This is a genomic window from Nocardioides aequoreus (genome assembly GCF_000720335.1).
GTDB lineage: Bacteria > Actinomycetota > Actinomycetes > Propionibacteriales > Nocardioidaceae > Marmoricola > Marmoricola aequoreus.
This window is the reverse complement of sequence record NZ_JOJN01000006.1, coordinates 156,744-183,106: the sequence shown is the minus strand read 5'-3', so window position 1 is coordinate 183,106 and position 26,363 is coordinate 156,744. Positions and strand designations below refer to the sequence as shown.

At 72.1% G+C, this 26,363-nt stretch carries 28 protein-coding genes; 14 read left to right on the top strand and 14 right to left on the bottom strand.

The genetic code is table 11. The annotated features are described in order from the left end of the window. A partial coding sequence (locus IG63_RS22715; protein WP_157210162.1) for an integrase core domain-containing protein occupies positions 1 to 104 on the top strand: 104 nt, incomplete at its 5' end. Positions 105 to 125: 21 nt separating this feature from the next. Here the strand turns inward: IG63_RS22715 and IG63_RS0113150 are convergent. From IG63_RS0113150 to IG63_RS0113125, 6 genes are all read right to left on the bottom strand, one after another. Beyond that, positions 126 to 617, bottom strand: a complete 492-nt coding sequence (locus IG63_RS0113150) for a Gmad2 immunoglobulin-like domain-containing protein (RefSeq protein ID WP_030484823.1) — start codon at positions 615 to 617, stop codon at positions 126 to 128. A gap of 38 nt (positions 618 to 655) precedes the next feature. Further along, complete coding sequence (pstB, locus tag IG63_RS0113145) at positions 656 to 1,426, bottom strand: phosphate ABC transporter ATP-binding protein PstB (protein ID WP_211249318.1); 771 nt, start codon at positions 1,424 to 1,426, stop codon at positions 656 to 658. Between the two features lie 146 nt (positions 1,427 to 1,572). After that, positions 1,573 to 2,490: a phosphate ABC transporter permease PstA gene (gene pstA / locus IG63_RS0113140; protein ID WP_051706740.1), complete on the bottom strand. Its 918-nt coding sequence runs from the start codon at positions 2,488 to 2,490 to the stop codon at positions 1,573 to 1,575. Beyond that, positions 2,490 to 3,428 carry a phosphate ABC transporter permease subunit PstC gene (pstC, locus tag IG63_RS0113135; RefSeq protein WP_030484820.1) on the bottom strand — a complete coding sequence of 313 codons (939 nt, stop codon included), beginning with the start codon at positions 3,426 to 3,428 and terminating at the stop codon, positions 2,490 to 2,492. The genes pstA and pstC overlap by 1 nt, the downstream gene beginning before the upstream one ends. A gap of 33 nt (positions 3,429 to 3,461) precedes the next feature. After that, positions 3,462 to 4,415 carry a PstS family phosphate ABC transporter substrate-binding protein gene (locus IG63_RS0113130; protein WP_030484819.1) on the bottom strand — a complete coding sequence of 318 codons (954 nt, stop codon included), beginning with the start codon at positions 4,413 to 4,415 and terminating at the stop codon, positions 3,462 to 3,464. Between the two features lie 146 nt (positions 4,416 to 4,561). Beyond that, positions 4,562 to 5,464, bottom strand: a complete 903-nt coding sequence (locus IG63_RS0113125) for an NUDIX hydrolase (RefSeq protein WP_036195416.1) — start codon at positions 5,462 to 5,464, stop codon at positions 4,562 to 4,564. A 58-nt stretch (positions 5,465 to 5,522) separates the two neighbouring features. On the opposite strand from IG63_RS0113125, the gene IG63_RS22710 reads away from it, so the two are divergent. Continuing rightward, complete coding sequence (locus IG63_RS22710; RefSeq protein WP_157210161.1) at positions 5,523 to 6,623, top strand: hypothetical protein; 1,101 nt, start codon at positions 5,523 to 5,525, stop codon at positions 6,621 to 6,623. 4 nt (positions 6,624 to 6,627) lie between these two features. Here the strand turns inward: IG63_RS22710 and IG63_RS0113115 are convergent, their stop codons facing one another. Then, positions 6,628 to 10,200, bottom strand: a complete 3,573-nt coding sequence (locus IG63_RS0113115; protein ID WP_030484816.1) for an ATP-binding protein — start codon at positions 10,198 to 10,200, stop codon at positions 6,628 to 6,630. A gap of 116 nt (positions 10,201 to 10,316) precedes the next feature. Between IG63_RS0113115 and IG63_RS23300 the strand changes: the two genes are divergently transcribed. Both IG63_RS23300 and IG63_RS0113105 read left to right on the top strand, forming a co-directional pair. Continuing rightward, positions 10,317 to 11,336 carry a cyclic nucleotide-binding domain-containing protein gene (locus IG63_RS23300; protein WP_036195413.1) on the top strand — a complete coding sequence of 340 codons (1,020 nt, stop codon included), beginning with the start codon at positions 10,317 to 10,319 and terminating at the stop codon, positions 11,334 to 11,336. A 214-nt stretch (positions 11,337 to 11,550) separates the two neighbouring features. Beyond that, a complete protein-coding gene (locus tag IG63_RS0113105; RefSeq protein WP_030484815.1) occupies positions 11,551 to 12,501 on the top strand; it encodes a hypothetical protein in 951 nt (316 codons plus the stop codon). A 124-nt stretch (positions 12,502 to 12,625) separates the two neighbouring features. Here the strand turns inward: IG63_RS0113105 and IG63_RS0113100 are convergent, their stop codons facing one another. Beyond that, positions 12,626 to 14,854 (bottom strand): RNA degradosome polyphosphate kinase, encoded by a 2,229-nt coding sequence (locus IG63_RS0113100; RefSeq protein WP_084597126.1) that lies wholly within the window; start codon positions 14,852 to 14,854, stop codon positions 12,626 to 12,628. A gap of 119 nt (positions 14,855 to 14,973) precedes the next feature. On the opposite strand from IG63_RS0113100, the gene IG63_RS0113095 reads away from it, so the two are divergent. Further along, a complete protein-coding gene (locus IG63_RS0113095) occupies positions 14,974 to 16,026 on the top strand; it encodes an alpha/beta hydrolase (RefSeq protein ID WP_030484813.1) in 1,053 nt (350 codons plus the stop codon). A gap of 25 nt (positions 16,027 to 16,051) precedes the next feature. Here IG63_RS0113095 and IG63_RS0113090 read toward each other — a convergent pair whose 3' ends face one another. Both IG63_RS0113090 and rfbB read right to left on the bottom strand, forming a co-directional pair. Further along, the gene (locus tag IG63_RS0113090) at positions 16,052 to 17,443 is read right to left on the bottom strand and encodes a sugar nucleotide-binding protein (protein ID WP_030484812.1); all 1,392 of its coding nucleotides are present in this window, start codon (positions 17,441 to 17,443) and stop codon (positions 16,052 to 16,054) included. Continuing rightward, positions 17,444 to 18,463, bottom strand: a complete 1,020-nt coding sequence (gene rfbB, locus IG63_RS0113085) for a dTDP-glucose 4,6-dehydratase (protein WP_030484811.1) — start codon at positions 18,461 to 18,463, stop codon at positions 17,444 to 17,446. A 19-nt stretch (positions 18,464 to 18,482) separates the two neighbouring features. Here rfbB and rfbA point away from each other — a divergent pair, with 19 nt between their 5' ends. Further along, complete coding sequence (gene rfbA / locus IG63_RS0113080) at positions 18,483 to 19,346, top strand: glucose-1-phosphate thymidylyltransferase RfbA (protein ID WP_030484810.1); 864 nt, start codon at positions 18,483 to 18,485, stop codon at positions 19,344 to 19,346. A gap of 91 nt (positions 19,347 to 19,437) precedes the next feature. On the opposite strand, the gene mshD is transcribed toward rfbA, so the two are convergent. Both mshD and IG63_RS0113070 read right to left on the bottom strand, forming a co-directional pair. Continuing rightward, positions 19,438 to 20,346, bottom strand: a complete 909-nt coding sequence (gene mshD / locus IG63_RS0113075; protein WP_084597124.1) for a mycothiol synthase — start codon at positions 20,344 to 20,346, stop codon at positions 19,438 to 19,440. 24 nt (positions 20,347 to 20,370) lie between these two features. Next, the gene (locus IG63_RS0113070; RefSeq protein WP_036195410.1) at positions 20,371 to 21,093 is read right to left on the bottom strand and encodes a response regulator transcription factor; all 723 of its coding nucleotides are present in this window, start codon (positions 21,091 to 21,093) and stop codon (positions 20,371 to 20,373) included. A 79-nt stretch (positions 21,094 to 21,172) separates the two neighbouring features. Between IG63_RS0113070 and IG63_RS0113065 the strand changes: the two genes are divergently transcribed. The 6 genes from IG63_RS0113065 to IG63_RS0113040 all read left to right on the top strand — a co-directional run bounded on the left by IG63_RS0113065 (position 21,173) and on the right by IG63_RS0113040 (position 24,395). Further along, on the top strand, positions 21,173 to 21,469 hold the full coding sequence (locus tag IG63_RS0113065; RefSeq protein ID WP_051706732.1) for a MoaD/ThiS family protein: 297 nt from the start codon (positions 21,173 to 21,175) through the stop codon (positions 21,467 to 21,469). Positions 21,470 to 21,506: 37 nt separating this feature from the next. After that, positions 21,507 to 21,947, top strand: a complete 441-nt coding sequence (locus tag IG63_RS0113060) for a thioredoxin family protein (protein ID WP_030484806.1) — start codon at positions 21,507 to 21,509, stop codon at positions 21,945 to 21,947. Positions 21,948 to 22,198: 251 nt separating this feature from the next. Next, positions 22,199 to 22,654: a DUF4395 domain-containing protein gene (locus IG63_RS0113055; RefSeq protein ID WP_030484805.1), complete on the top strand. Its 456-nt coding sequence runs from the start codon at positions 22,199 to 22,201 to the stop codon at positions 22,652 to 22,654. 38 nt (positions 22,655 to 22,692) lie between these two features. Beyond that, positions 22,693 to 23,541, top strand: a complete 849-nt coding sequence (locus IG63_RS0113050) for a sulfurtransferase (protein WP_030484804.1) — start codon at positions 22,693 to 22,695, stop codon at positions 23,539 to 23,541. A 1-nt stretch (position 23,542) separates the two neighbouring features. After that, entirely contained in the window at positions 23,543 to 23,839 is a 297-nt protein-coding gene (locus tag IG63_RS0113045) for a DUF1416 domain-containing protein (RefSeq protein ID WP_030484803.1), read from the top strand. A 79-nt stretch (positions 23,840 to 23,918) separates the two neighbouring features. Beyond that, positions 23,919 to 24,395 carry a hypothetical protein gene (locus IG63_RS0113040; protein ID WP_030484802.1) on the top strand — a complete coding sequence of 159 codons (477 nt, stop codon included), beginning with the start codon at positions 23,919 to 23,921 and terminating at the stop codon, positions 24,393 to 24,395. On the opposite strand, the gene dtd is transcribed toward IG63_RS0113040, so the two are convergent. Both dtd and IG63_RS0113030 read right to left on the bottom strand, forming a co-directional pair. After that, a complete protein-coding gene (gene dtd, locus IG63_RS0113035; protein ID WP_030484801.1) occupies positions 24,338 to 24,763 on the bottom strand; it encodes a D-aminoacyl-tRNA deacylase in 426 nt (141 codons plus the stop codon). The genes IG63_RS0113040 and dtd overlap by 58 nt on opposite strands. Before the next feature lie 5 nt (positions 24,764 to 24,768). Further along, positions 24,769 to 25,185 (bottom strand): hypothetical protein, encoded by a 417-nt coding sequence (locus IG63_RS0113030; protein ID WP_157210160.1) that lies wholly within the window; start codon positions 25,183 to 25,185, stop codon positions 24,769 to 24,771. Between the two features lie 111 nt (positions 25,186 to 25,296). Between IG63_RS0113030 and IG63_RS0113025 the strand changes: the two genes are divergently transcribed. Beyond that, positions 25,297 to 25,797 (top strand): heme-binding beta-barrel domain-containing protein, encoded by a 501-nt coding sequence (locus IG63_RS0113025; RefSeq protein WP_030484799.1) that lies wholly within the window; start codon positions 25,297 to 25,299, stop codon positions 25,795 to 25,797. A 3-nt stretch (positions 25,798 to 25,800) separates the two neighbouring features. Beyond that, positions 25,801 to 26,343, top strand: coding sequence for a Fur family transcriptional regulator (locus IG63_RS0113020; RefSeq protein WP_245604430.1), 543 nt, complete (start codon positions 25,801 to 25,803; stop codon positions 26,341 to 26,343). Positions 26,344 to 26,363: the final 20 nt, after the last annotated feature.

Genomic DNA, 26,363 nt, shown 5'->3' with positions numbered 1-26,363 from the left:
TGCCAGCATGGATCCACCAGTACAACCACCACCGGCCCCACTCAGCCATCGGGAAGGCCGCACCCATCAGCAGGTTGAACAACCTGGCTGGACATCACACCTAGCAGCGCTCAGGACAGCACCGCTCACGACAGGGGCACGCGCAGCAGCTGCCCCACCCGGATGACGTCGGGGTCGGTGACCGCCGGGTTGGCCGCCACGACCTGGGCGAGTGTCGTACGACCGAAGTCGCGGGCCTGCCGCACGATGCCGGTCAGCGTGTCGCCGCGCTCGACGCGGTGGAGCAGCCAGCCCGCGAGGTCGGGGAAGCAGATCACCTCGACCCGGCGCAGGTCGCTGCCGGGCCCGTCGTCACCGGTGTCGCCGAAGACCTCGACGACCAGCCGGGTGCCGGGGCGGGGCGCACGGTCGAGCTCGACGGTGGTGCTGAACTCACCGAGCGCGAAGCCGCCGCCGGCCGACTGCGCGAAGCCGCGCCCGACCACCCGGTCGCCGCGCCGCACGCGGATGCCGATGGTGCCCTCGAAGCCGCTCCCGATCCCGGTGACGACGAAGCGTCGTCCGACGAGGTCGTCCTTGGCCGGCTGCCTGACCCGTACGTCGCTGCGCAGTCCCATGTCGGGAACCTAGGGCCTGCAGCCCGCCCGGTCGAGGGTCAGCCGAAGCGACCGGAGATGTAGTCCTCGGTGCGCTGGTCCTCGGGCCGGCTGAAGATCTTCTTGGTGAGATCGAACTCCACGAGCAGGCCGGTGCGGTTGCCTGTGGTCTCGTCGGGTCGCGCGGTGAAGAACGCAGTGCGGTCGGAGACGCGGGCGGCCTGCTGCATGTTGTGCGTCACGATGATGATCGTGTAGTCGCGGCGCAGGTCGTTCATCAGGTCCTCGATGCGCGAGGTCGCGATGGGGTCGAGGGCCGAGCAGGGCTCGTCCATCAAGATGACGTCGGGTCGCGTCGCAATCGTGCGGGCGATGCACAGGCGCTGCTGCTGACCACCCGAGAGGCCGTACGCCGACTGCTTCAGCTTGTCCTTGACCTCGTCCCAGAGGGCTGCGCCACGCAACGCCTCCTCGACGTGGTCGTCCATGCTGTCGACCTGCATCCCGATGACCTTCGGTCCGTAGGCGATGTTGTCGTAGATGGACTTGGGGAAGGGGTTCGGCTTCTGGAAGACCATGCCGATGTGGCGCCGGACCTGGATGGGGTCCACCTTGCGGCCGTAGATGTCGACGTCGTGGTACAGCACCTCGCCCTCCACCCGACAGCTGGTGACCAGGTCGTTCATCCGGTTCAGGCACCGCAGCACGGTCGACTTGCCGCACCCTGAGGGGCCGATCAGTGCGGTGATCTCGTTCTTGCCAAAGGAGAGGTTGACGTCGTGGACGGCGTGGAAGTCGCCGTAGTAGACGTTGAGGCCCTGGGCTCGCATGATCGGTGCGTGGGGCTGGGCAGGCAGCTCGTGCTCAGCTGCCGCCTGCACCTCCAGGCCGACGAACGCCTGAGCGTCGGAGTCGTTGTCTGTGTGCAAGGCCGGCTCTCTCGTGGTGTAGGTGGCAGGACGGTTGCTCATGTGGGTCACCACTCTCGCTGGAACTTGTTGCGGATGAAGATGGCCAGTCCGTTCAGCGCCAGGACGAGGACGAGCAGGACCACGATCGCAGCAGAGGCCGCCTGCTGGTAGGCCTCCTGCGACTGCGATGTCAGGTAGAAGATCTGCAGGGGCAGTGCCGTCACCGCGCTGAGCGGACCGCTGGGATCGAAGCGCACAGCCAGGGCGATGCCGAGGAGGAGAAGCGGCGCCGCCTCACCGATGGCGCGGGAGAGCCCGAGGATCGTGCCCGTCGCGATGCCTGGGATCGCCGAGGGAAGGGTCTGCTTCCAGGTCGTCTGCCACCGCGTGGCCCCCAGCGCCAGGGAGCCGAAGCGGATCTCGTTGGGCACGGACCTGACGGCCTCGCGGGTGGTGATGATGATGACCGGCAGGATCAGCAGGGCCAGAGCGATGGCACCGCCGAGGACGATGCCCTTGCGCTGGAAGCCGAGAAGAGCCATCACCGCGACGGCGAGCAAGCCGTAGACGATGGAGGGTACGGCGGCGAGGTTCTGCAGGTTCAGCTCGATGAGCCGGTTCCACCAGCGGGAGTTGTCGGCGAACTCCTCCAGGTAGAGTGCCGCGGCGATCCCCAGCGGCACGGCCATGAGCGCCGTGAAGGCCATCAGCCACAACGTGCCCAGGATGCCGGCACGGAAGCCGGTCCGCTCGGGGAAGAGCGTGCTGTCGTAGCGCAGCAGCAGATCACTGTCGAAGCGGGGAGCACCCGTGATCGCCACGTCGACGATGAGCACCAGGAGCACCATCACGCCGAAGAACAGGGAGAACCAGAGCGCCCCGAGGAAGATCAGGGACTTCGGGTTGCGGTCGCGGCTGCGCCCGGTCGCGACGGCGGCCTGGATGGCCTCACGGGTGTAGCCGGCGGTGGTGAGCGTAGACATCAGTAGGCCTGCCTGTAGCGACGGACGAACGCGATCGAGATCATGTTGATGACCAGCGTGATCAGGAAGAGCAGCAGCCCGACGGCGAAGAGCATGGTGTAGCTGACCGACCCGACAGGGTTCTCGCCCTGAGCGGTCTGGGCGATGAACCCGGTCATGGTCTGCATGCCGTCACGAGGGTCGAGCGAGAAGTTCTTGCGGGCGCCCGCGGCCAGCGCGACGATCATGGTCTCGCCCACGGCGCGCGAGAGCCCGAGCACCACGGCCGCGGCGATCCCCGACAGGGCCGCCGGGATGACGACGCGCAGCGTCGTCTGCATCCGGTTCGCCCCCATCGCGAACGAGCCCTGGCGCATCGACTGCGGTACGGCGCTCAGCGCGTCCTCGGAGAGCGAGGCCACCGTCGGGATGATCATCACGCCGAGGACCAGGCCGGCGGCGAGCGCGTTGGTGAAGCCGACATCGAGGTTGAGGATGCTCTGGAGCAGGGTCGGGGTCACGAAGGCAAGTGCGAAGAAGCCGTAGACCACCGAGGGAACGCCGGCCAGGAGCTCGAGGACCGGCTTGAAGATCTTCCGCGCTCGGCGGCTGGCGTACTCGGAGAGGTACATCGCCGCGCCCAGGCCGAGCGGAACGGCGAGCAGCAGGGCGATGAACGTCGTCATGAGGGTGCCGGTCACCAGCGGGATGACTGCGAACTGGCCCTCGATGGCGAAGAAGTCGCCGAAGGGCACCTGCCCGAAGAAGTGGATCACGGGCTCGATGAGAGCCACGATGATGCCGGCCGTGATCGCGACCGACAGCATCGCCGAGGTCGCCAGAACGACCAGGATGACCGACTCACCGGGACGCGCTCGCGCGGTGAGGTCGATGGCGCCGGCAGGGGCAGAGCCCGTCCGAGAGGACGGGCCCTGCCCTGCGTCATTGATGGATGTCATGAAGTTCCTACCGCGCTGACGATCGCCTCGCGCTCAGCTGCTCAGACCCTCGAGAGCGGACTGGGTCTCCGCGTACTGGTCGTCGTTCAAGGGGATGTACTGGGCTGCCTCGGCGATGGTCTCGAGGTTCTCGATGTAGAAGTCGGTGTACTCCCGGACCGCCTCGTTGTCGGCGTAGGAAGCCTGGTTGATGTAGATGAAGAGCGGGCGCGACAGCGGGGTGTACTCGTCGGCCTGCGCGGTCTCCGCGGACGGCTCGACACAACCGTTGCCGTCGTCGATGGAGAGGGCCTTGAGGTTGTCGGCGTTCTCCTCGTAGTAGGTGTAGCCGAAGTACGCCGTGGCGCCGGGGGTGTTCTCAACGCCCTGGACCAGGACGTTGTCGTCCTCGCTGGCCTCGTAGTCGGTGCGCGTGGCCTCCGACTCGTCGCCGATCACGTCGGCGGCCAGGTAGTCATAGGTGCCGGAGTCAGTGCCCGGACCGAAGAGAGCGATCTCCTGGTCGGGGAACGACGGGTCGAGCTGGTTCCAGTTGTTGATCTGCGAGTCAGGCTCCCAGAGCTGCACGAGCTGCTCCGTCGTGAGGCAGTCGACGTCGAGGTCCTTGTTCGCGACGATCGTCAGTGCATCGGTCGCGACGCGGAGCTCGGTGTACTCGATGCCCTGCTCCTCGCAGGCTGCGATCTCGTCCTCTTCGATGGGACGCGAGGCGTCGGAGATGTCGGTGGTGCCGGCGCAGAACTTCTCGAAGCCGCCACCCGTGCCCGAGGAACCGACGGCGACCTCGATCTCGGTGCCCTCCTCGGTGAGGAGCTCGTACGCGGCATTGCTCATGGGAAAGACAGTGGAGGAGCCGTCGACTGCGACGGACCCGGTGGCGCCGCCGCTCTCGGAGCCGGCGTCGGAGCCTCCGCCGCACGCGGCGAGTGAGACGGTGAGAAGAGCAGCGCCGGGCAGCGCGGCCCAACGTAGGGAAGTGCGGTTCACTTCGATTCTCCTGTGATGTCAGGGATGGACGCTCCGCACGCTAGGAATCACAGGTGTCTCGACGCGCCTGCGTCGGTGAACGCCGGGTGAACGCTGCCTGCCCATCCGCCGACTCCGGTGACCCAGGTCACCGGAGTCTGCGCAGGTCAGGCGAGCAGACCGGGCAGATGACGCTCGGTCGCCACCAGTCGGCCGCGCCGGTGGTGGCACACCACGAGCTCCCCGGGGGCGAGTGGCTCCTCCTCGGTGCCGAGGTCGGCCAGCAGGTCGGGGAGGATCGGGCGGTGGCTGCACACCACGCTCGGCTCGCGCGCCTCGCGCAGGGCGTGCAGCACCCGGCGGGCGTGGGCGGCGTCGTAGGCCTCCTCGGAGAGCTCCGGGAGCTCCTGCACCGGCAGCACCTGCTGCTCGGCGTACGGCGCGACCGTCTCGAGGCAGCGGGTGGCGCTGGAGCTGACGACCTGGGTCACGCCGTAGGAGCGCAGCAGGTCGCGGAGCCTGCGGGCCTGCTCCTGGCCGACGTCGCTCAGCGGGCGCTTCCAGTCGGCGCGGCGCCACTGCCCGCGCTTGAGCGCCTTGGCGTGCCGCACCACCACGACCGCGGTGGTGGGGCGGGGCTCGTCGTAGAGCTGGTCGAGGAGGGCGATGTCGTCGAGGTAGGTCAGCCGCGACGCCGCCTCGTCGACGGGCACCCACGCCAGGCCGTCGACCTCGGCGTTGACCTCGTAGGTCGTCAGGTCGTCGTCGCCGACCACGTGACCCACCCAGTAGTGCACCCGCTTGGCACGGCCTCCGCCGACGGCGTACAGCTGCGGCCGGAGAGGGCGGCCCAGCCGCACCTCGACGCCGGTCTCCTCGACGACCTCGCGGACCGCGGTGGCGGTGACGTGCTCGCCGGGGTCCTGCTTGCCCTTGGGGAAGGACCAGTCGTCGTACTTGGGCCGGTGGACGACCAGCACCTCGCGCGCGTCGGGGCCCTTTCGGACGACGACGGCGCCCGCCGCCACGATCTCGGGACCACGGGGCTCGGGTCGCGCGGGCGGCGCCATGGCGACATCCTCACACGCGCAGGGAGCGGCTCGCGAGGGTCACCACTACCCTCGTCGCGTGGTGGGGCTCACGCCGGGGCGGCGTCGCGCGGTGGCGGTGGCAGGGCTCGCCCTGCTCGGCGTCGGCGCGCTCGTGGTCGCGCTGCTGGTCCTGCTCGACCGGCTCGACCGCACGCCGCTGGAGCGGGCGCTCGCGGTGGCGCCCCCCGCGAGCCGGGTCTCCTTCACCGACTGGACGGCCGTGCGCGCCGCGGTCGACGCCGACCTCGGCGACACCCCCGACCGGGAGGCGGTCGAGGAGATGGTGGACGCGGCGTACGACCGTGACCTGGCGGCGGTCTCGGCCGTCGACGAGGCCGCGGGCGCCATGCAGCAGCTCTTCGGCTTCGGGCCAGGTACGGCGCAGTGGGAGGTCTACGCGCAGTCGACGGAGGGCGCCGCGCTGGCGCTGCGCCCGCCCGACGGCACCGACTACGACGTGCTGGGCGACAACCTGCGCTCCGCCGGCTTCACCGCGCCCGACGGCGGTGACGACGGCGACGAGGGCGGCGTCTGGCGCGGGGGCATCGACCTGGTGGCAGACCTCGACCCGACCCTCACCCCGGTCGTGCAGTACGTCGTGCTGCTCCCCGACGAGGGGCTGGTGCTGGCCAGCGACGAGGCCGACTACGCCGAGCGCGCCGCCGCGGTGGCGACCGGCGAGGAGGAGCCGGTGGGCGACGCCGACGGCGTGGCCGACCTGGCCGCGCGCATGGAGGGCGCGCTCAACACCGTGATGTGGGTCGACGACTTCGCCTGCACCGACCTCGCCATGGCGCGCGCCGACGACGAGGCCCGCGCCGCGGCGGAGGCCCGGGTCGCCGAGCTCGGCGGGGTCTCGCCGCTCTCGGGCCTCGCGCTGGGGCTGGTCGAGGGCGGCCGGCTGCGCGTGGTGGAGCACTTCGCCGACGCCGACCAGGCCGAGCGCGACCTGGAGGTGCGCGCCGAGCTCGCCGTGGGCGAGGCCTACGGCCGGGGCGGCGCCTTCACCGACGACCTCGAGCTGGTGCGCTCGCGCACCGTCGACGCCGACGTCGTGCTCGACTTCGAGCCCGTGCGTCCCGACGGCTTCCCGCTCTCCTCGCTCTACGACGGCCCGCTGGTGCTCGCCACCTGCTGAGCGGTCACAGGTCGTCGTCGAGCAGCACCCGGTTGGGCTCGATGGCCAGGTACGCCGCCCGGAGCCCGGGGTCGTCGATCTCCTCCGCGGTGGCGTGGATCAGCGTCCGGGCGGCGATCAGCACGTCGGTGTCGCGGGGGTCGCCGGCCGCGCGCAGGACCTCGACGCAGCCTCGGAGCATCGTCGCCGGCAGCTCGGTGCCGAACATCGACTCCCGGTCGAGGTGGGGCAGCACCGGCTCCAGCAGCGCGACCGCGTCGGTCAGGTCGCCGCGGGCCGCGGCGACACGGGCGCGCCCGACGACGGCCTCGCGCACGCCCGCGTCGCGGCCGACCTCGGCGTACAGGCGCGCGGCCTCGGCCAGCTCGCGGTCGGCCTCGTCGAGCCGCGTGGGACCACCACGCACCAGCGCGCAGCCGAGCGTGAGGTGGGCCAGCGCCGCGTCGAGCGCGGAGGAGGTGACACGGGCGGCGCGGGTGGCCTCGCGGCCGCGCTCGATCGCGGCCTCGACGTCGCCGTGCACCAGGGAGACCTGCACCAGGCGCACCTCGGCGTCGATCTCGAGCGGGTGGTTGCCCACGTCGCGGGCGATCCTCCCCGCCTCCTCGGCGTGGCGGCGCGCGTCGTCCCACCTGCCGGTGAAGAGGTCGACGTGGGAGAGGATCACCAGGTTGACCGAGGTCGCCTCCTGGTCGCTCAGCGACCGGGAGAGCTCCACGGCCCGCCGGGCGTGCCGGTCGCTCATCGCGAAGCGGCCGAGCACGACGCCGACGCTCGCGAGGTTGCCCAGGTTGATCGCCTCGCGGTAGACGTGACCGGCCCGGCGGAAGATCGGGAGCGTCTCCTCCAGGGCGGCCTGCGACTCGGCGAAGCGGCCCATGTAGAAGAGCGTGGTCGCCAGCTGGGCCAGCGCCGAGCTCTCCAGCTCGGTGTCGCCGAGCCGGGCGAAGATCTCGCGCGCCCGGGCGCCGTGGTCGTACGACGTGGCGTAGTCGCCGACGTTGCCCGCCACCATCGCGAGGTAGCGGGTGGCCTCGCCGACGAGGTCGGGCCGCCCCGCCCCCTCGGCGGCCTCGACGCACCGGTCCAGCATGGCCCGGGCGGCGTCCGGGTCCTCGGCCCAGGTCAGGGCCTTGCCCTGCCACAGCAGCGCCTCGGCCCGCAGGTCGTCGCGACCGAGCCCGGTGGCCCGCTGCACCGCCTCGCCGGCGTGGCGGCGGGCCTCGTCGTACTCGCTGAGCACGAAGGCGAGGCGGGCGCGCACGACGAGCAGCAGCACCTGCCGCTCGGGGTCGAGGTGCGGGGCGAGGGTGAACATCTCCTCGATCCCCTCGCCCTGCCGGGCGCGCTCGCCGAGCCGGTCGTGGAGCTCCTGCCGGCTGGCGAGCACGTCGAAGCGCAGCCGGTGGTCGTCGTCGGCGACCAGCCGGTGGGCGCGGTCCAGCAGCTGGCCGGCCTCCTCCAGCGCGTAGACGCGGGCGGCCCGGTCGCCCGCCCGCAGGTAGTACGCCGCCGCTCGCGGGTCGCGCGCCTGCTCCAGGTGACCGGCGACGATGCCCGAGAGCAGGTCGTCGCGGTCGCTGCGTGCCGCGGCAGCGGCCATCCACTCGCCGACCTCGAGGTGGTAGCGCTCGCGGTGGACCCGCAGCATGCCGTCGTAGGCCACGTCGCGGAGCAGGGCGTGCTTGAAGACGAACTCGCGGGAGCCGCCGAAGCGACTGACCTCCCGCTCCAGCAGCACGTCCCGCCGGCGCAGGCCGTCGAGCAGCGCGGCGACCTCCTCGGCCCCCGGGCGGCCGGGACGGTCGCTGAGCAGCGCCTCCTCCCAGAAGACGCGGCCCACGACCGAGGCTCGCTGCAGCAGCCGACGCTCGTCGTGGCCGAGCGCGTCGAGCCGGGCCTGCAGCACGCCCTTGAGGGTCGAGGGCACGGCCCGGGTGCCGATCAGCGCGCGCTCGACGAGCCAGGGCTGGTCGTCGCCGGCGCCGCGCGCCACGATGCCGCTGTCGATCAGCCAGGTGACCAGCTCCTCGAGGTAGAAGGGGTTGCCCTCGGCGCCGTCGACGACGAGCGAGACCACCTCGTCGGGCAGGTCGCGCACGCGGTGCAGGATCAGCCGCACCAGCTCGCGGCTCTCGCGTCGCGACAGCGGGCCGAGGTCGAGCCGCTCGTGGTGGGAGAGCCCCTCGCCCCAGCGCGGTCGTCGCTCCAGCAGCGTCGGACGGGCCGTGGCGACGACGAGCACCGGGGAGTCCGCGAGGTAGGGAGCCGCGGCGTCGAGCCAGCGCAGCGTGCCCTCGTCGGCCCAGTGGATGTCCTCGAGCAGCACCACGACGGGGGACTGCTCGGCCAGCGAGGCGACCATCCGGGCGCAGGCGTCGGTGGCGACGTCGCGCAGGTTCTGCGGGTGCGTGGTCACCTCGTCGCCGGGGCGGAGCACGTCGTACCCCAGCCAGGTGGCGGTGTGGAGGGCGAGCGAGAGCGCGTCGCGGCTGCCCACCACGCCCCGGAAGGCCCGCACGAAGGCCTCGCGCACCTCCTCCGCGCCGTCGTGCCCGTGCAGGTCGAGCCGGGTGGCGATCACGTCGCGCAGCAGCGCCAGCGGGGTCTCCTGGGTGACCGGCGAGGCGCGCCCGCGGAACCAGAAGAAGCTCTGCGGCACCGCCGCCAGCCACTCGTGCAGCTCGTGGAGCAGGCGGGTCTTGCCGATGCCGGCCTCCCCGAGCACCGTCACGACCCGCCAGCGGGCGTCCTCGGTGACGTCCTCGACCCGGTCCTGCAGGAAGCGCAGCTGGAGCGCCCGGCCGACGGTGGGGGTGGTGACGCCCTCGACGCCGCCGGTGGGGTCGAGCGCGAAGGCCGCCCTTCGCTCACTGGTCACGACGTACGACGCGACGGGCTCGGCGATGCCCTTGAGGGACAGCGGTGGCTGCATGTCGACGGCGAACTGGCCGCGCAGCTGGCGCTGCGTGTCGGCGGAGACGAGCACGCGGTCGACCGGTGCCGCGGCCTGCAGCCGTGCGGCGCGGTTGACCGTCGGCCCGACGGCGACGAACGAGCTGTCGCCGCGCTCGTCGAGCGTGCTGACCACGACCTCGCCGGTGTCGATGCCGACGCGCATGTGCAGCTCCACGCCGTGGCGCTCGCGGGCCGTGGACGAGAGGCCCTCGAGCTCACCGAGCATCTGCAGCCCCGCCCGCACGGCGCGCTGCGCGTCGTCCTCGAAGGAGCGCTCGAGGCCGAAGACCGCCATCACCGCGTCGCCGATGAACTTCTCGACCACGCCGCCGTGGGCGGAGATCACCTGCCGCCACCGGGCGAAGTAGCCGGTGACGACCTCGCGGGTGTCCTCGGGGTCGAGCTCGCGCGAGAGCACCGTGAAGTCGACGAGGTCGGCGAAGAGCACGGTGACCAGTCGCCGGGTCTCCGCGCGCGGCGCCCGCAGCTGGTCGCGGCGGGCCAGCAGCGGATCGAGGGCCGTGGTGACGACGTCGTCGCCGAGCAGGTCGCGCTGCGCCTCCAGGGCGGCGATGGCGGCCTCGAGCGACACCAGCTCCGTGGCCTCGTCCCCCGGCATGGCGTCACGGTAAGGCCCGTCGCGCCGCGGGGGTAGGCCGTTCTGGACCAGGGGATGGTCGTCCGGCTCCTCGCGCACTAGGTTGCCGAGAAGCCCCGCTGCCCCCGGAGGTCTCCGTGCGTGTCCACGCCGCTGCCGCGTCCGTCTCCTGGATCCCGACCGACTCGCTGACCGGTCCCCTCAAGAAGGGCATGGACCTCCGTGTCAGCCGCTACGACCAGCCGCCCCCGGAGCGGCTCGAGGTCCCCGACGGCGTGCTCGCGCTGCGCGACGCCGACGCGATGCGCTTCGCCAACGTGCTCTCCGCGAGCGCCGACTTCGACGGCGACCACGTGGTCGACGCGTCGTACGACGCGGGCTCGGGGCTGGCGATCGGCGTGACCACCGCCCGGATCGGCCGGCTCGGGGTCACCTTCCGCGCCGTCGGCCTCCCCGACATCCGGCGCGAGCCGCTGGTCGAGCAGGGGGAGGACGGCCCGTCGGTGCGCTTCGTGCAGACCGTCGGCGGGCGGACGGGAGCCCCGATCCCGCGCCCGGTGCCGCACCCGCCCTTCGTGCGCTGGCAGGCGCCGATCGTCTGGACCACGCTCGCGCTGACGCTCCGCGCCGACGGCAGCAGCAGCGTCGAGCTCACCGGCGCCAGCGCCTTCCCGCGCCACTGGGTCTACGACGCCTCCGGCGAGGTCCGCTCCAAGAGCGGCCTCACCGACCAGGCGCGCTGGATGGCGCACTCCTTCGGCGTCCGCACCCCGTGGGCCTCGCGAGACCGAGACGCGACCGTGGTGGAGGTGGAGTCGGCGCTCGAGCGCGAGCTCTCCGCCGACATCATGCGGGGCGGGGAGCGCCCCGAGATCCGTCACGTCGCCCAGCACGCCCGGCTGACCGTGCAGGGCGACCCCGGCGACGAGCTCTACCTGCTGCTCGACGGCGTCGTCCGCGTCGACGTCGACGACAAGGCCGTCGTCGAGCTCGGTCCCGGTGCGGTCCTCGGCGAGCGCGCCCTGCTCGAGGGCGGCACCCGCAGCTCCACGGTCACCGCCCTGACCCCCCTCCGCGTCGCCGTCGCCCCCCGGCACGCCGTCGACCTCGACCGTCTCCGCGCCCTCGCCGACACCCACCACCGCGAGGACGACTGAGCGTTTCCCGGCAGCAAATTCACCGGCCGGCCGGTGAATTTGCCACTGGAGCGCCGAAACATCGGCGGACAGGTGCCGGTTCTGTCGCGCCAGTGACCCAATCGAGCCGCTTCGCCACCGCCGGTTGTCGTCCACAGGGCCTCCTTCCGGGGACGTCGTCCACAGACGACGGGCTCGGACCCCGTGGGGCGGATGACCGGCACAGGGTCCCGTCATGGACGAGATCATCGAGAAGCTCTGCGCCGGACGGCACTCCTTCCGTCGCGGCGAAGCGGTCGACATCGGGTTCGACGACAAGGCGTTGCGGGCTGCCGTGCGCGCCGGGCTCCTCTGGCACGTGTCCCACGGTCGCTACGGGCCGTACGCCGCCTGGGCCGAGGCGTCGCTGCTGCAGCGCCATCTCTGGCGGCTGGAGGCCGCAGCCGAGGACGCGCACAGCGACGTCGCCGCCTCCCACGTCAGCGCCCTGGCGGTCTACGGCGCGCCGACCTGGCGCTTCTCCCTGAACCGTGTGCACCTGGTCAGGCTCGACGGCCGCGCCAACCGGCGCACGAAGGTGCTGACTCAGCACCGAGGGAGCGTGCAGCCCGACGACATCGTGGTGCACGAGGGCACGCGGGTCACGTCGGTGGAGCGGACGTGCCTCGACATCACGACACTCGGCCAGCTCGAGGACAGCCTCGTCGTCCTCGACTGGTTCCTCCACGGCGGCAGCACGACGAAGAAGGCGCTGGTCGAGCGGGCTGCCCGCTTCCGTCGCGTGCCCGGCACGCTCCACACCGACCTGGCGATCGGGTTGGCGGACCCGCGGCGCGAGTCAGTGGGGGAGTCGAGGTCGGCGTACCTGTTCTGGAGGTACGACGTGCCGGCACCGGTCCCGCAGTACCGCGTGTACGACGGGGACGGTCGCGAGGTGGCTCGTCTCGACTTCGCCTGGCCTGAGTACGGCGTGTGGCTGGAGTTCGACGGTCGCGAGAAGTGGCAGCGCGCGCTCGACGGGGGACTCGATGCGATCGCGCTGATGAAGCGCGAGCGTCGTCGGGAGCAGGTCGTCACCCAGCTCACCGGGTGGCGCTGCATCAGGATCACCTGGGCCGACCTTGAGCACCCCGAGCGGTTGGCGGCGTACATCAGGAGCGTGCTCGCGGGCGGACCGGTCCACTGAGGCCAGCAGGGGACCAATCCACCACTGGCGTCACCAATCTGGAACTGGCGGACCGATGTTTCGCCGTGCTGGTTCCAAATTCACCGGCCGGCCGGTGAATTTGCCGGCCATCTACGGCGGTGGCTCAGCCCTCGCGAGGAGCGCGGCGGGCGCGGGCGCGGCGACGGTGCCGGTGGATGGAGATGAGGTGCTCCTGCAGGTTGCGCAGGGGCCGGCCGTCGTCGGCGGCCCGGAGCTGGGTCCACTCGCCGTCGGGGCCGAGCTCCCAGCCGGCGGTGCCGTCGTCGAAGGCCAGGTCGAGCAGGTCGCCGACCTCCTCCACGGCGGAGCGCACGGGCAACTTGACCAGCACCTCGACGCGGCGGTCGAGGTTGCGGTGCATCAGGTCGGCCGAGCCGATGTAGACCGCGGGGTCGCCGTCGTTCTCGAACCACATGATCCGGCTGTGCTCGAGGTAGCGACCGAGGACCGAGCGCACCCGGATCGTCTCCGAGAGGCCGGGCACGCCGGGCCGCACGGCGCAGATCCCGCGGATCAGCAGGTCGACCGGTACGCCGGCGCGCGAGGCCAGGTAGAGCTCGTCGATGAGGGCCTCGTCGACGATCGAGTTGGCCTTGATCCGGATCCGGGCGGGGCGGCCCTCGCGGTGGTGGGCGACCTCGGCGCGGATCAGCTCGATGAGCCCACTCCGCACCGAGTCGGGGGCCACCATCAGCTCGGCGTACGACGCGTTGCGGCTGTAGCCGGAGAGGTTGTTGAAGAGGTGGGCGACGTCCTCGCCGATCGCCTCGTCGGTGGTGAGCAGCCCGAAGTCCTCGTAGAGCCGGGCGGTCTTCGGGTTGTAGTTGCCGGTGCCGATGTGGGTGTAGCGCTTGATGCCGTCGGGCTCGTCACGCACCACCATCGAGAGCTTGCAGTGGGTCTTCAGCCCGACCAGGCCGTAGACCACGTGGCAGCCGGCGTGCTCGAGCTTGCGGGCCCAGCGGATGTTGGCCTGCTCGTCGAAGCGGGCCTTGATCTCCACGATGACCAGGACCTGCTTGCCCGACTCGGCGGCGTCGACGAGGGCGTCGATGATGGGGGAGTCGCCGGAGGTGCGGTAGAGCGTCTGCTTGATGGCCAGCACCTGCGGGTCGGCGGCCGCCTGCTCGATGAAGCGCTGCACCGAGGTCGAGAAGGAGTCGTAGGGGTGGTGCAGCAGCACGTCGGAGCGCTGCAGCGCCTTGAAGACGTCGACCGGCGACGCCGACTCGACGGGGGCGAGCAGCGAGTGGGTCGACGGCAGGAAGTTGGGGTACTTCAGGTCCTGCCGGTCGAGGTCGGCGATGCCGTGCAGGCCGCGCAGGTCGAGCGGTCCGGGCAGGCGGAAGACCTCGGCCTCGGTCACCCCGAGCTCGCTGGTCAGCAGCTCGAGCACGTGGGCGTCGATGTCCTCCTCGACCTCGAGCCGCACGGGCGGGCCGAAGCGGCGGCGCAGCAGCTCCTTCTCCAGCGCCTTGAGGAGGTTCTCGGCGTCGTCCTCCTCGACCTCGAGGTCCTCGTTGCGGGTCACGCGGAAGGTCGCGACGGAGAGGATCTCCATGCCGGGGAAGAGCCGCTTGAGGTGCTCGCCGATGACGTCCTCGAGCGGGACGAAGCGCTGGTTGCCCAGGGGCACGAAGCGGGTGAAGATCGGCGGCACCTTGACCCGCGCGAAGTGCTCCTTGTCGGTCTTGGGGTTGCGCACCAGCACGGCGAGGTTGAGCGAGAGCCCGGAGATGTAGGGGAAGGGGTGCGCCGGGTCGACGGCCAGGGGCGTGAGCACCGGGAAGACGCGCGCCTTGAAGAGCTTCTTGCACTGCTTCTGCTCGTCGGCGTCGAGGTCGGACCACCGGACCAGCTGGATGCCCTCCTCGGCGAGGGCCGGCACCACGTGCTCGCGGAAGCAGCGGGCGTGACGCGACGCGAGCTCGGCGCTGACCCGCCAGATCTGCTCCAGCACGTCGCGCGGCATCAACCCCGACGCCGCCTGCACGGCGACGCCGGCGGCGATGCGCCGCTTGAGGCCGGCCACGCGCACCATGAAGAACTCGTCGAGGTTGCTGGCGAAGATCGCCAGGAAGCGCGCGCGCTCCAGCAGCGGCAGCGACTCGTCCTCCGCGAGCTCGAGCACCCGCTGGTTGAAGCGCAGCCACGACAGCTCGCGGTCGAGGAAGCGGTCGGGGTGCTCGCCCTCGCCGAAGGCGTCCTCCCGGGGCTGGTACGGCGGGTCGACGTCGAAGCTCTCGGCCGGCACCACCCGCAGGCTCGGGTCCTGAGGCCCCTCGTCGGGGGCGTTGCCCGTCGCCGGGGTGAAGCTCTCGGTCGTCGACATGCCGGCCATCCTCCCACCGCGAGGTGAACGGCGGTGGCCCTCGAGGTGACGGGAGCGGCCGCCGCCGCGTGAGCGAGCGCACGTTACGTGCGAGTAGCCGCATGGGTAGGTTGCCAGCCGTGGTCGACCCCCGCTACCGCTTCGGCGCCGTCGCGCTCCGCCTGCTGCCCCACCTGCCCCTGCGCGTACGCCGTGCGCTGGCCGGCCGCCCCCGGAGGATCGACGGCCGCGAGCTGCACGTCGACGTGCAGCTGGCGCTCCGGCTGCAGCACCTGAGCCGGATCCCGCAGATCCCCGAGCTGCCGCTGGCGCGGGCCCGTGAGGCGATGGTCGCCCAGGCCGAGATGGTCGGGGGTCGCCCTCCCGTGGCGGTCGTCCGCGACCTGCAGGTCGACGGCGCGACCGGTCCGCTGCCCGCCCGGCTCTACACCCCGGGGACGTGCGTGGGGGCCGCGCAGGTGCCCACGGTGCTCTACTTCCACGGCGGCGGCTGGATCTACGGCGACCTCGCCACCCACGACAGCGCCTGCCGCGTGCTCGCCGAGGCGGGCGGCGTGCAGGTGCTGGCGGTCGACTACCGACTCGGTCCCGAGCACGTGTTCCCCGCCGGGCTGCACGACTGCCGCGCGGCGCACCGCTGGCTCGTGGAGCACCACGCCGAGGTGGGCGCGGACCCGACGCGGCTCGCGGTCGCCGGCGACTCCGCCGGCGGCTGGATGGCCGCCAACGTCGCCGTCACGGCGGCCGAGGAGGGGCTGCCGCTGGCGCTGCAGGTGCTGGTCTACCCCGGCACCGACTTCCTCGAGGACGCGCCGAGTCGGGGCGCGCTCCAGGACGAGCGCCTGGTCCTGACCCGCGCCTTCATCGACAACGCCCGCGAGCTCGGCTTCGGCCCGGGCACCGACTTCGCCGACCCCGAGGTCTCCCCGCTGCGCCGCACCCGCTTCCCCGAGGGCCTGGCCCCCGCGCAGGTCGTCACCGTCGGGCTCGACCCGCTGCGCGACGAGGGGGCGGCGTACGCCCGGCTGCTGGAGGCGCAGGGCGTCGCGGTCTCGCACGTCGAGGAGCCGGACCTGGTGCACGGCTACCTGCACATGACCGCGCTCGGTCGGGACCTGCCGCGGCGCGTGGCCGCCCTCGGCGAGCGGGTCGGCGCCGCGCTGCGCGGCTGAGGAGCCGGCAGCCGAGGCCGGGGACCTAGAGGTCGCGCAGGTACGCCGCCAGCGCGTCGCGCCAGTCGGGTGGCTCGAAGCCGGTGGCCTTGAGCCGCTCCAGCGAGAGCGTGCTGTGCCGGGGGCGGGGCGCCAGCGCCTTGCCGGCGGCGTACTCCTCGGTGGAGACGGGCGTGACGTCGTGCGGGTCGCGGCCCCGGGCCTCGAAGACCGCCCTGGCCACGTCGGCCCACGACGACGGCGGGCCGTCGCAGGTGACGTCGTAGGTGCCGGGCGCCGCGCCCGAGGTCACCAGGTGGTGGGCCGCGGCGGCGAGGTCGTCGGTGAAGGTGAGACGGCCGACCTGGTCGTCGACCACGGAGGGCGAGACGCCGGTGTCGGCCAGACGGGCCATGGTGCGCACGAAGTTGCCACCCGAGCCGACGACCCAGCTGGTGCGGAGCAGGTAGTGCTGCGGCAGCGTCTGCACCAGGACGTCGCCCGCCGCCTTGGTCTGCCCGTAGACGCCGAGCGGTGAGAGCGGCTCGTCCTCGTCGTGCACCTCGCGGGTGCCGTCGAAGACGTAGTCGCTCGACACGTGCACCAGCGGCAGCCGCCGCTGCCGGCACTGCTCGACGAGCCGGCCGAGCCCGGTCACGTTGGTCGCCCACGCCGCGACGCGGCCCTCCGGGCTCTCGGCGGCGTCGACGGCGGTGTACGCCGCGGCGTTGTAGACGGCGTCGACGCCCGCCCAGTCGAGCGCCCCGCCGAGGTCGTCGGCGGTGAGGTCGAGCTCGGCGCGCGTCGGGGCGAGTGCCCCGGGGAGCCGGGCGACCAGGGCCTGGGCGAGCTGGCCCCGCCCGCCGACGACGAGCGGACGGCGCGGCGAGAAGGGCTCGACGTCCGCCAGTCGCGGGTGGGCCCGGTCGGCGTCGGAGACCACCGCCTGCGTCAGCGCGAGGGGCCACGGCACCGCGGCGGTCTCGTCGGCGAGGTTGAGGAAGGTGTAGGACTCGCGGGCCTGCGCCGACCAGTGGTCGTTGACCAGGTAGGTGTAGGCGGTGCGGGGCTCGAGCGTCTGGTAGCCGTTGCCCACCCCGCGCGGCACGAAGACCGCGGTCTCGGGACCCATCTCCACCGTGACGACGGTGCCGAGGCCCGGTCCCTCGCGCAGGTCGACCCACGCGCCGAAGATGCGGCCGCTGGCCACGGAGACGAGCTTGTCCCAGGGCTCGGCGTGCAGGCCGCGGGTCACGCCGACCTCGTCGTTGAAGGACACGTTGTTCTGCACCGGACCGAAGTCGGGCAGCCCGAGGGCGGTCATCTTGGCGCGCTGCCAGTTCTCCTTGAACCAGCCGCGGGCGTCGCCGTGCACCGGCAGCCGCAGCACCAGCAGGCCGTCGATCGCGGTGCGCTCGACGCCGAGGTCGGCGGCCATCTACTGGCCGGCCTTCGCGTACTTCGCCTCGGTCTGCTCCTTGTGGGGGCGCCACCAGTCCTCGTGCTCGCGGTACCACGCGACCGTGCTGGCCAGCCCCTCCTCGAAGGAGGTGTAGCGCGGCTCCCAGCCGAGCTCGCGCCGCAGCTTGGTGGAGTCGATGGCGTAGCGCATGTCGTGGCCGGCGCGGTCGGTGACGAGGTCGTAGTCGTCCTCGTCGCGTCCCATCAGGCGCAGCAGCAGCCGCACGACGTCGAGGTTGCTGTGCTCGCCGTCGGCGCCGATCAGGTAGGTCTCGCCGATGCGGCCGCGCTCGATGATCGCGAGCACCGCGGAGGAGTGGTCGTCGGCGTGGATCCAGTCGCGCACGTTGGCGCCCGCGCCGTACAGCCGGGGGCGGACGCCGTCGACGAGGTTGGTGATCTGGCGGGGGATGAACTTCTCCACGTGCTGCCACGGCCCGTAGTTGTTGGAGCAGTTGCTGATCGTGGCGCGCACGCCGAAGGAGCGCACCCACGCCCGCACCAGCAGGTCGGATCCGGCCTTGGTGGAGGAGTACGGCGAGGACGGGTTGTAGGGCGTGCTCTCGGTGAAGCGCGCCGGGTCGTCGAGCTCGAGGTCGCCGTAGACCTCGTCGGTGGAGATGTGGTGGAGCCGGGTGCCGTGACGACGCGCGGCCTCGAGCAGCGTGTAGGTGCCGACGAGGTTGGTCTGCACGAAGGGGGAGGGGTCGGAGAGCGAGTTGTCGTTGTGCGACTCGGCGGCGTAGTGCACCAGGACGCCGTCGTCGCCGAGGTCGGCGACCAGCCGGTCGACGAGCGCGGCGTCGGCGATGTCGCCCTCCACCAGCTCGACACGCCCGGGCGGCAGGTCGGCGAGGGTGGTGCGGTCTCCGGCGTAGGTCAGCTTGTCGAGCACGGTCACGTGGGCGTCGGTGTGCTCCACGAGATGGCGCACGAAGTTGGAGCCGATGAAGCCGGCGCCACCGGTGACGAGGAACTGGGCGGGCTGCGGAGGCATGGCCGATACCTTATGGCCCATGCGAGGCATCATCCTGGCCGGTGGCACCGGGTCGCGGCTCCACCCGATCACGCTCGGCACCAGCAAGCAGCTGGTCCCGGTCTACGACAAGCCGATGGTCTACTACCCCCTCTCGACGCTGCTGCTCGCCGGCATCCGCGACGTGCTGGTGATCACGACCCCGCACGAGCAGCCGGCCTTCGAGCGGCTGCTCGGCGACGGCTCGCAGTTCGGCGTGAGCATCAGCCACACCGTGCAGCCCAGCCCCGACGGGCTCGCGCAGGCCTTCGTGCTCGGCGAGGAGCACATCGGCGACGACTCGGTGTGCCTGGTGCTGGGCGACAACATCTTCCACGGCCCCGGCCTGGGCACCCGGCTCAAGCGCTTCGCCGACATCGACGGCGGCGCCGTCTTCGGCTACCGCGTCGCCGACCCGACGGCGTACGGCGTGGTGGAGTTCGACGCCGACGGCAAGGCGATCTCGCTGGAGGAGAAGCCCGCCAAGCCCCGCAGCCGTTACGCCGTGCCCGGCCTCTACTTCTACGACAACGACGTGGTCGCGATGGCCAAGGCGCTGCAGCCCTCGGCGCGCGGCGAGCTGGAGATCACCGACATCAACCGGCAGTACCTCGAGCAGGGACGGCTGCAGGTCGAGGTGCTCCCGCGCGGCACCGCGTGGCTCGACACCGGCACCTTCGACAGCCTGCTCGACGCCGGCAACTTCGTGGCCACCATCGAGCACCGCCAGGACGCCAAGATCGGCTGCCCGGAGGAGGTCGCCTGGCGCAACGGCTTCCTCACCGACGCCGAGCTCGCCGCCCGCGCCGAGCCGCTCGTCAAGAGCGGCTACGGCCAGTACCTGCTCGACCTGCTCGAGGAGTAGCCGCCCGGTCGGGACCTTGCAGGTCGAGCCGGTCGAGACCCCCTGCCGGTCGAGCCTGTCGAGACCCCCTGCCGGTCGAGCCTGTCGAGACCTACGCGAAGTCCACCACGCCGCGGTACTGCGCCTCGGCACGGTCGACCTCGAAGCCCAGGCCCGCGTAGAGCGCGACGGCAGGCTCGTTGTCACCGTCGACGTAGAGCAGCACGTCGTCGTGTCCCTGGCTCGCGAGGTGGTGCAGGCCCGCGAGGGTCAGGGCGCGACCCAGTCCGCGGCCCGCCGCCTTGGGGTTGACCGCGACGACGTAGACCTCGCCGTACGGCGGGTCCTCGTCGCGGTGCTCCTTGGTCCAGTGGAAGCCCAGCAGCGGAGGACCGTCGACGCCCAGCGCAGGGACGGCGAGCAGCAGGCCGGCGGGGTCGAACCACTCCTCGCGGGTCCGCTCCTGGAAGTCCGCGAGGGTCATGTGACCCTGCTCGGGGTGGTGGGCGAAGGCGTGGCTGTTGACGTCGACCACGGCCTCCTCGTCGCCAGGCTCGAAGCCGCGGATCACCACGCCGTCGGTCTCGGGGACCTCGGGGAGGTCGCGCAGCGGGCGCCGCATGATGCGCAGCTCGCGCTCGCGAGGCACGCCGAAGTGGAGCGCGAGCCGCTCGGCGCCGGGGTGGTCGGCGTGTGACCACGCCTCGACGCGCGTGCCCTCGGGGAGCGCGGCCGAGGCCAGTGCGAGCCCGACGCCGCGGCGCCGGTGGTCCGGGTGCACGGCGAGCTCGAGCAGGTGCTCGGCGTGGCGCAGCGCGAAGCCGACGGTCGTGCCGTCCTCACGGGCGAGCCACAGCGACGCCCCGCTCAGGCCCCGGTGCTTGAGCTGGAGCACCGCCTGCTCGTTGAGGGTGGAGACCCCCTCGTGGGCGGTCGCGGCGCGCGCGACGCGGCGTACGTCCGCGGCGGGACCCGTCTCGGCGGCCCAGTCGAAGTCCTCGACGTGCTCGATGTCGACCATCCGACAAGACTAGTGGCAGGCGTCTCAGGTGTTGTTGGCGTCCTCGAGTTCCTTGGCCTGCTCGCGGGGTGGGACGACGAAGCGGTAGCCGACGTTGCGCACGGTGCCGATGAGGGCCTCGTGGTCGGTGCCGAGCTTGGCGCGCAGGCGGCGTACGTGGACGTCGACGGTGCGCGTTCCTCCGAAGTAGTCGTAGCCCCACACCTCCTGGAGCAGCTGGTCGCGGGTGAAGACGCGGCCGGGGTGCTGCACGAGGTACTTCAGCAGCTCGAACTCCTTGAAGGTGAGGTCGAGCACCCGCCGGCCGAGCTTGGCGGTGTAGGTGACGTCGTCGACGGTGACCTCGCCGGAGCGGATCACGTGGGAGTCCTCGTCGTCCTCGCCGCTGCTGCGAGCGGCCACGCGCGCGACGCCGAGGCGGAGCCGTGCGTCGATCTCGGCCGGTCCGGCGGAGTCGAGCACGACGTCGTCGGCGCCCCAGTCGTGCGCGACCACGGCGAGCCCGCCTTCGGTGACGATGAGGATGACCGGCTGCTGCGAGCCCGTGGTGCGGATCAGGCGGCACAGGTCGCGTGCCTGCGCGAGCTCGCGGCGCCCGTCGACGAGGAGCACGTCGTGGTCGGGCGCCTCGAGCAGGGCGATGCCCTCGGCCGGCAGCACGCGCACCTGGTGGCTCAGCAGCGCGAGTCCGGGGAGGACGTCGGCCGAGGGCTGCGTCGACTTCGTGAGCAGCAGCACGGTGCCCATGGCACCTCCCGTGGGGGTCTGACCTGACTGTGGGCCATCTACGCTGATGGGACCGTCCGACTGAGCCCCAAGGATACCCATGGCTTCGCCCGCTCCGGCAGCGTCGTCCCACGAGTCCCACGTCACGCTGCGCTACTGGGCCTCGGCACGCGCGGCCGCAGGATCCGACACCGACGTGCTCGACGTCGACGGGCCGACCACGCTCGCCGAGCTGTTGCAGCGCGCCCGGAGCGCGCACGACCGTCGCTTCGCCGACGTCCTCGGGTGCTGCTCGGTGATGCTCGGCGACCGGCCCGTCACCACCGAGGACGCGACGCAGGTGGTTGTGCCCCCGGGCGCCACGCTGGAGTTCCTGCCGCCCTTCGCCGGCGGCTGACGGGAAGGATCCGCCCCGCGCCGGCGTTCTGGGCGTCATGACCATCGGTGCCTGGGTGCTGCTCGCCTCCGTCCTGCTCGCGGCGGCGTACGGCGGCTGGCGGGTGCTCACCGACGGACGGGTACGCCGCGCGGCGCCCGTCGCGGCGTCCGTGCCCGGCGACGAGGCTCAGGCGGCCCCGTCGCTGCTCGCCGGCACGGCGTACGCCGACAGCCTGGGCGACCACCGGACGCTGCTGCAGTTCTCCTCCGCCTTCTGCGCCCCGTGTCGCGCCACGCGACAGGTGCTGGCACGGGTGACCGAGGCGCACCCGGGCGTGGTGCACCTCGACGTCGACGCCGAGCAGCACCTCGACCTGGTGCGTCGCCTCGGCATCATGCGCACGCCCACGACGCTCGTGCTCGACGGCGACGGACGCGAGGTCGCGAGGGCCGCCGGGGTCCCGCGCGCCGACCAGGTCGTGGCGGCGCTCGCGTGAGCGTCAGCGTCGTCTCGCGATACGGACAGAGTGACCACATGTCGAGACGCACTGGGGGCTGGAGCGGCGTCCGCCCTACGCTCGACCCCGTGCCCACGACACTGCTGACCAAGCGACGCGCAGTCGACCACTGCCGCGTGCGCTCGTCGCTGTGTCGCCTCTCCTGACCGACGTCGCCGTCCCTGACGCCCGCACGTCGGTCGAGCCCGTCGCGACCGTTGACGTACGCCCAGGACGAGGAGCCCCCACGGATGAGCCGTGACCAGCTGGACCCACGAGGTCCCCAGCTCAACGCAGTGCTGACCAGCGTCGTGCTGGCCCTGGTGCTGCTGACCGCCCCGGCGGCTGCCGGGGTCGCGCTGCTCGCGCTCCAGGCAGCGCTCTTCGCCACCGGCGTGGTGCTCGGGGTGCAGCGCACCCCTGCTGCCTGGCTGTTCCGCCGCTTCGTGAGGCCGCGGCTCGCCGCGCCCACGCACCTCGAGGACCCCGCGCCGCCGCGCTTCGCCCAGGGGGTCGGCCTCGCCTTCGCCCTGGTCGGTCTCGTCGGCTACCTCTCCGGGCTGACCGTGCTCGGCGCGGTCGCCACCGGCGCCGCGCTGGTCGCGGCCCTGCTCAACGCCGTCTTCGGTCTGTGCCTGGGGTGCGAGACCTACCTGCTCGGCAAGCGCCTGACCACCCGCGACCGCGCCCCTGCGCCGGTCGGCTGAACCCCACCGTTGTCACCCAAGAGAAGGAATGTGAAGACATGAGCCGCGAGAACGCACTGGTCTCGGCCGACTGGGTCGAGGAGCACCTCGACGACGACAGCATCGTGTTGATCGAGGTCGACGAGGACACCACGAGCTACGACAAGGGCCACATCCGTGGCGCCATCAAGCTCGACTGGACCACGGACCTGCAGGACCAGGTCCGCCGCGACTTCGTCAACAAGGAGCAGTTCGAGGCGCTGCTCTCCGAGCGCGGTGTCGGCAACGACCACACCGTCGTCCTCTACGGCGGCAACAACAACTGGTTCGCCGCCTACGCGTACTGGTACTTCAAGCTCTACGGCCACCAGGACGTCAAGCTTCTCGACGGCGGTCGCAAGAAGTGGGAGCTCGACAGCCGTGAGCTGACCGACGCGACCCCCACCCGCGAGAAGACCTCCTACACCGCGCAGGAGCAGGACCACTCGATCCGTGCCTTCCGAGACGAGACCGTGGCCGCGATCGGCACCCAGAACCTCGTCGACGTGCGCAGCCCCGACGAGTACTCCGGTCGGCTGATGGCCCCGGCCCACCTCCCGCAGGAGCAGGCGCAGCGCGCCGGTCACATCCCGACCGCGGCCAACGTGCCGTGGAGCAAGGCGGCCAACGACGACGGCACCTTCAAGTCCGACGAGGAGCTGAAGGAGATCTACACCGAGGCCGGCGTCGACTGGAGCAAGGACACCATCGCCTACTGCCGCATCGGCGAGCGCTCCTCGCACACCTGGTTCGTGCTCAAGGAGCTGCTGGGCCAGGACAACGTCAAGAACTACGACGGCTCCTGGACCGAGTACGGCTCGCTCGTTGGCGTCCCCGTCGTGCTGGGCGAGGAGAAGGGCGAGGCCTGAGATGTGCGGAGCCACTGAGGGCGGGCTGTCGCTCGACGGCATCGACGTCGCCAAGGAGGCCATCATCCAGGGTCGCGTCGTCCGCGGCGAGGAGCCGGTCGGCAACGCCTACGTGCGCCTGCTCGACCGCACCGGGGAGTTCACCGCCGAGGTCCCGACCTCCGCGACGGGGCACTTCCGCTTCTTCGCCGGCAACGGCGACTGGACGCTGCGCACGCTGGCACCCAAGGCGGACCCCGTCGACACCGCCGTGACCGCCCGCAAGGGCTCGGTCGCCGAGGTCGAGGTCGCCGTCTAGGCGCACCACCACGCCGCACCCAGGGCGGTGTCCACCCGACGGTGGACACCGCCCTGCTGCGTCGCGCTAGATTCGTCCCGTGTCTGGCACGCCGCCCCCGGGCACGCCTCCGCCGGAGGTCCCCGAGGAGTTCGCCGCCGCCTACCGGGCGGCCTACGAGCGCGCGCTGGCCGAGCAGACCGATGCGCCGCGACACCGCTCGGGGCCGGGCGCGCCCGGGGTCGGCAACGACGGGCCGGAGGGGTCGGGCGACGAGTCGGGCGAGGACGCGGACTCCTGGGCGCACCGGTTGCCCCCGCGTCCAGGACGGCTGCTGAGCGGCACCCACCGCGACGACGCGGAGTCGCCGGTGTCGCCGGCGTCCTCACGCCAGCGGCTCAGCGACACCGGGTGGTTCGTGCCGATGCTGCTCCTGCTCATCGTGCTGCTCCTGGTGGTCGGGGCCTTCGCCCTCGGGCGCGTCTTCGCCGCCAGCGTCGGGGCGTCGTCCGCGCCGCCTCAGGTCTCCAGCAGCAGCGTGACGGGGCCGTCGTTGACCAGGGCGAGCTCCATCTGAGCCCCGAACACCCCGGTCTCCACGCGCGTCCCGGCGTCGCGCAGCCCCTGGCACACCGCGTCGTACACCGGCTCGCTCACCTCGCCCGGGGCGGCGGCCTGCCAGGTGGGGCGGCGTCCCTTGCGGGCCTCGCCGTACAGCGTGAACTGGCTGACGACGAGCACCGGTGCGTCGACGTCGGCCACCGACAGCTCGTCGCGCAGGATCCGCAGGTCGCGGAGCTTGCGCACCATCCAGGCCACCTGGTCGGCGCCGTCGTCGTGGGTCACGCCGAGCAGCACGACGAGCCCGGGCTCCCCGATCGCCCCCACCACCTGCCCGTCGACGGTGACCGACGCCGACAGGACGCGTTGCAGCACGGCTCGCACCGGCCTCAGTCCTCCGAACCGGGTGCGTAGAAGAGCCAGTCGCCGTCGACGAGCACCATGACCGGCGCCGTGCTGTCCTCGACGCCGCGCTCGTCGGTGTAGGTGACCTCCAGCTCGACGGCCTCGGAGGCGCCGTCGGGAAGCGGGTCGAGATCCGCCGCCTCGGTCGCGTCGCGGGGGATCATCGTCGCCACCTGATCGGCGTTCTTACGCTTCTCGCAGCCCACGGCGAACTGCTCCTGGCCAGGTCCGGTGACCAGCTCGGCCGCCGCCTTGCAGTCCCGGTCGGTGTAGTGGGTGATCATCTGCTCGAAGGCCTCCTGCGGGGTGCTCGTCGGCTCGTCCCCGCCGCAGGCCACCAGCGTCACCCCCAGGAGCACTGTCGCTGCTCCGAGCGTGGTCACCTCTCGCGTCCAGCCCATCGCACGTCCTTCCTCCGGTCGCCGACGCCCGCGCCCTCGTGCGCCACCGAGATGATTCTGGTCCACCGGGACGAGGTCGAGAGCGCGGGCCCGGCCTAGACTCAGGTGGTTATGCCATTCGAGATCCCTGACAACATCCATCCGCGCTGCGCGCGGCTGGCCTGGCTGCTCGGCACCTGGGCCGGCAACGGCCGCGGCGAGTACCCCGGCATCGAGCCCTACCAGTTCGGGCAGGAGCTGATCTTCCAGCAGGACGGCCGGCCCTTCCTGCACTACATGGCGCGCTCCTGGATCGTCGACGACCAGGGTGGTCACGTGCGCGAGGCGGCCCAGGAGACCGGCTTCCTGCGGCCGCAGGAGGACGGCGGCCTCGAGGTCGTGCTGGCCCACAACACCGGCATCGTGGAGACCTGGTACGGCGAGGTGCATCCCGAGCAGCCCCGCTTCGAGATCGTCACCGACGCCGTGGTGCGCACCGCCACCGCGCGCGACTACACCAGCGGCAAGCGGCTCTACGGCTACGTCAACGGCGACCTGATGTACGCCTTCGACATGGCCGCCGAGGGTCACCCGCTGCAGTCGCACACCCACGCCCAGCTGAAGCGTCAGTAGCCCGTGCCCGCCGAGCCGCCCTCGTCGGTCGAGCCGTCCTCGTCGGTCGAGCCGTCCTCGTCGGTCGAGCCGCCCTCGTCGGTCGAGCCGCCCTCGTCGGTCGAGCCGCCCTCGTCGGTCGAGCCTGTCGAGACCAGCTGGCAGTCGCTGCTGCGCTCCAAGGGCTACCGGCTGACGCCGCAGCGCGAGCTGGTCCTGGCCGCCGTGGAGTCCCTCGGCCACGCCACTCCCGACGAGGTCTACGCCGAGGTCCGCACGCGCTCCGAGGCGATCAACCTCTCCACGGTCTACCGGACGCTGGAGCTGCTCGACGAGCTCGGGCTCATCCGACACGCCCACCTCAGCGACCGGGCGCCGACCTACCACTCGGCCCGCGGCCACGAGCACTCCCACCTGGTCTGCCGCCACTGCCGTCGCTCCTTCAGCGTCGGGCGCGGCGAGGTCGAGCGGGCGCTGGCCCCCGTGGTCGCCGAGCGCGGCTTCGACCCCGACTACGGTCACCTGACCGTCTTCGGCACCTGCGCCGAGTGCTCCGCGCAGGCGTGACCCGCCCCCACCCCCGGCCC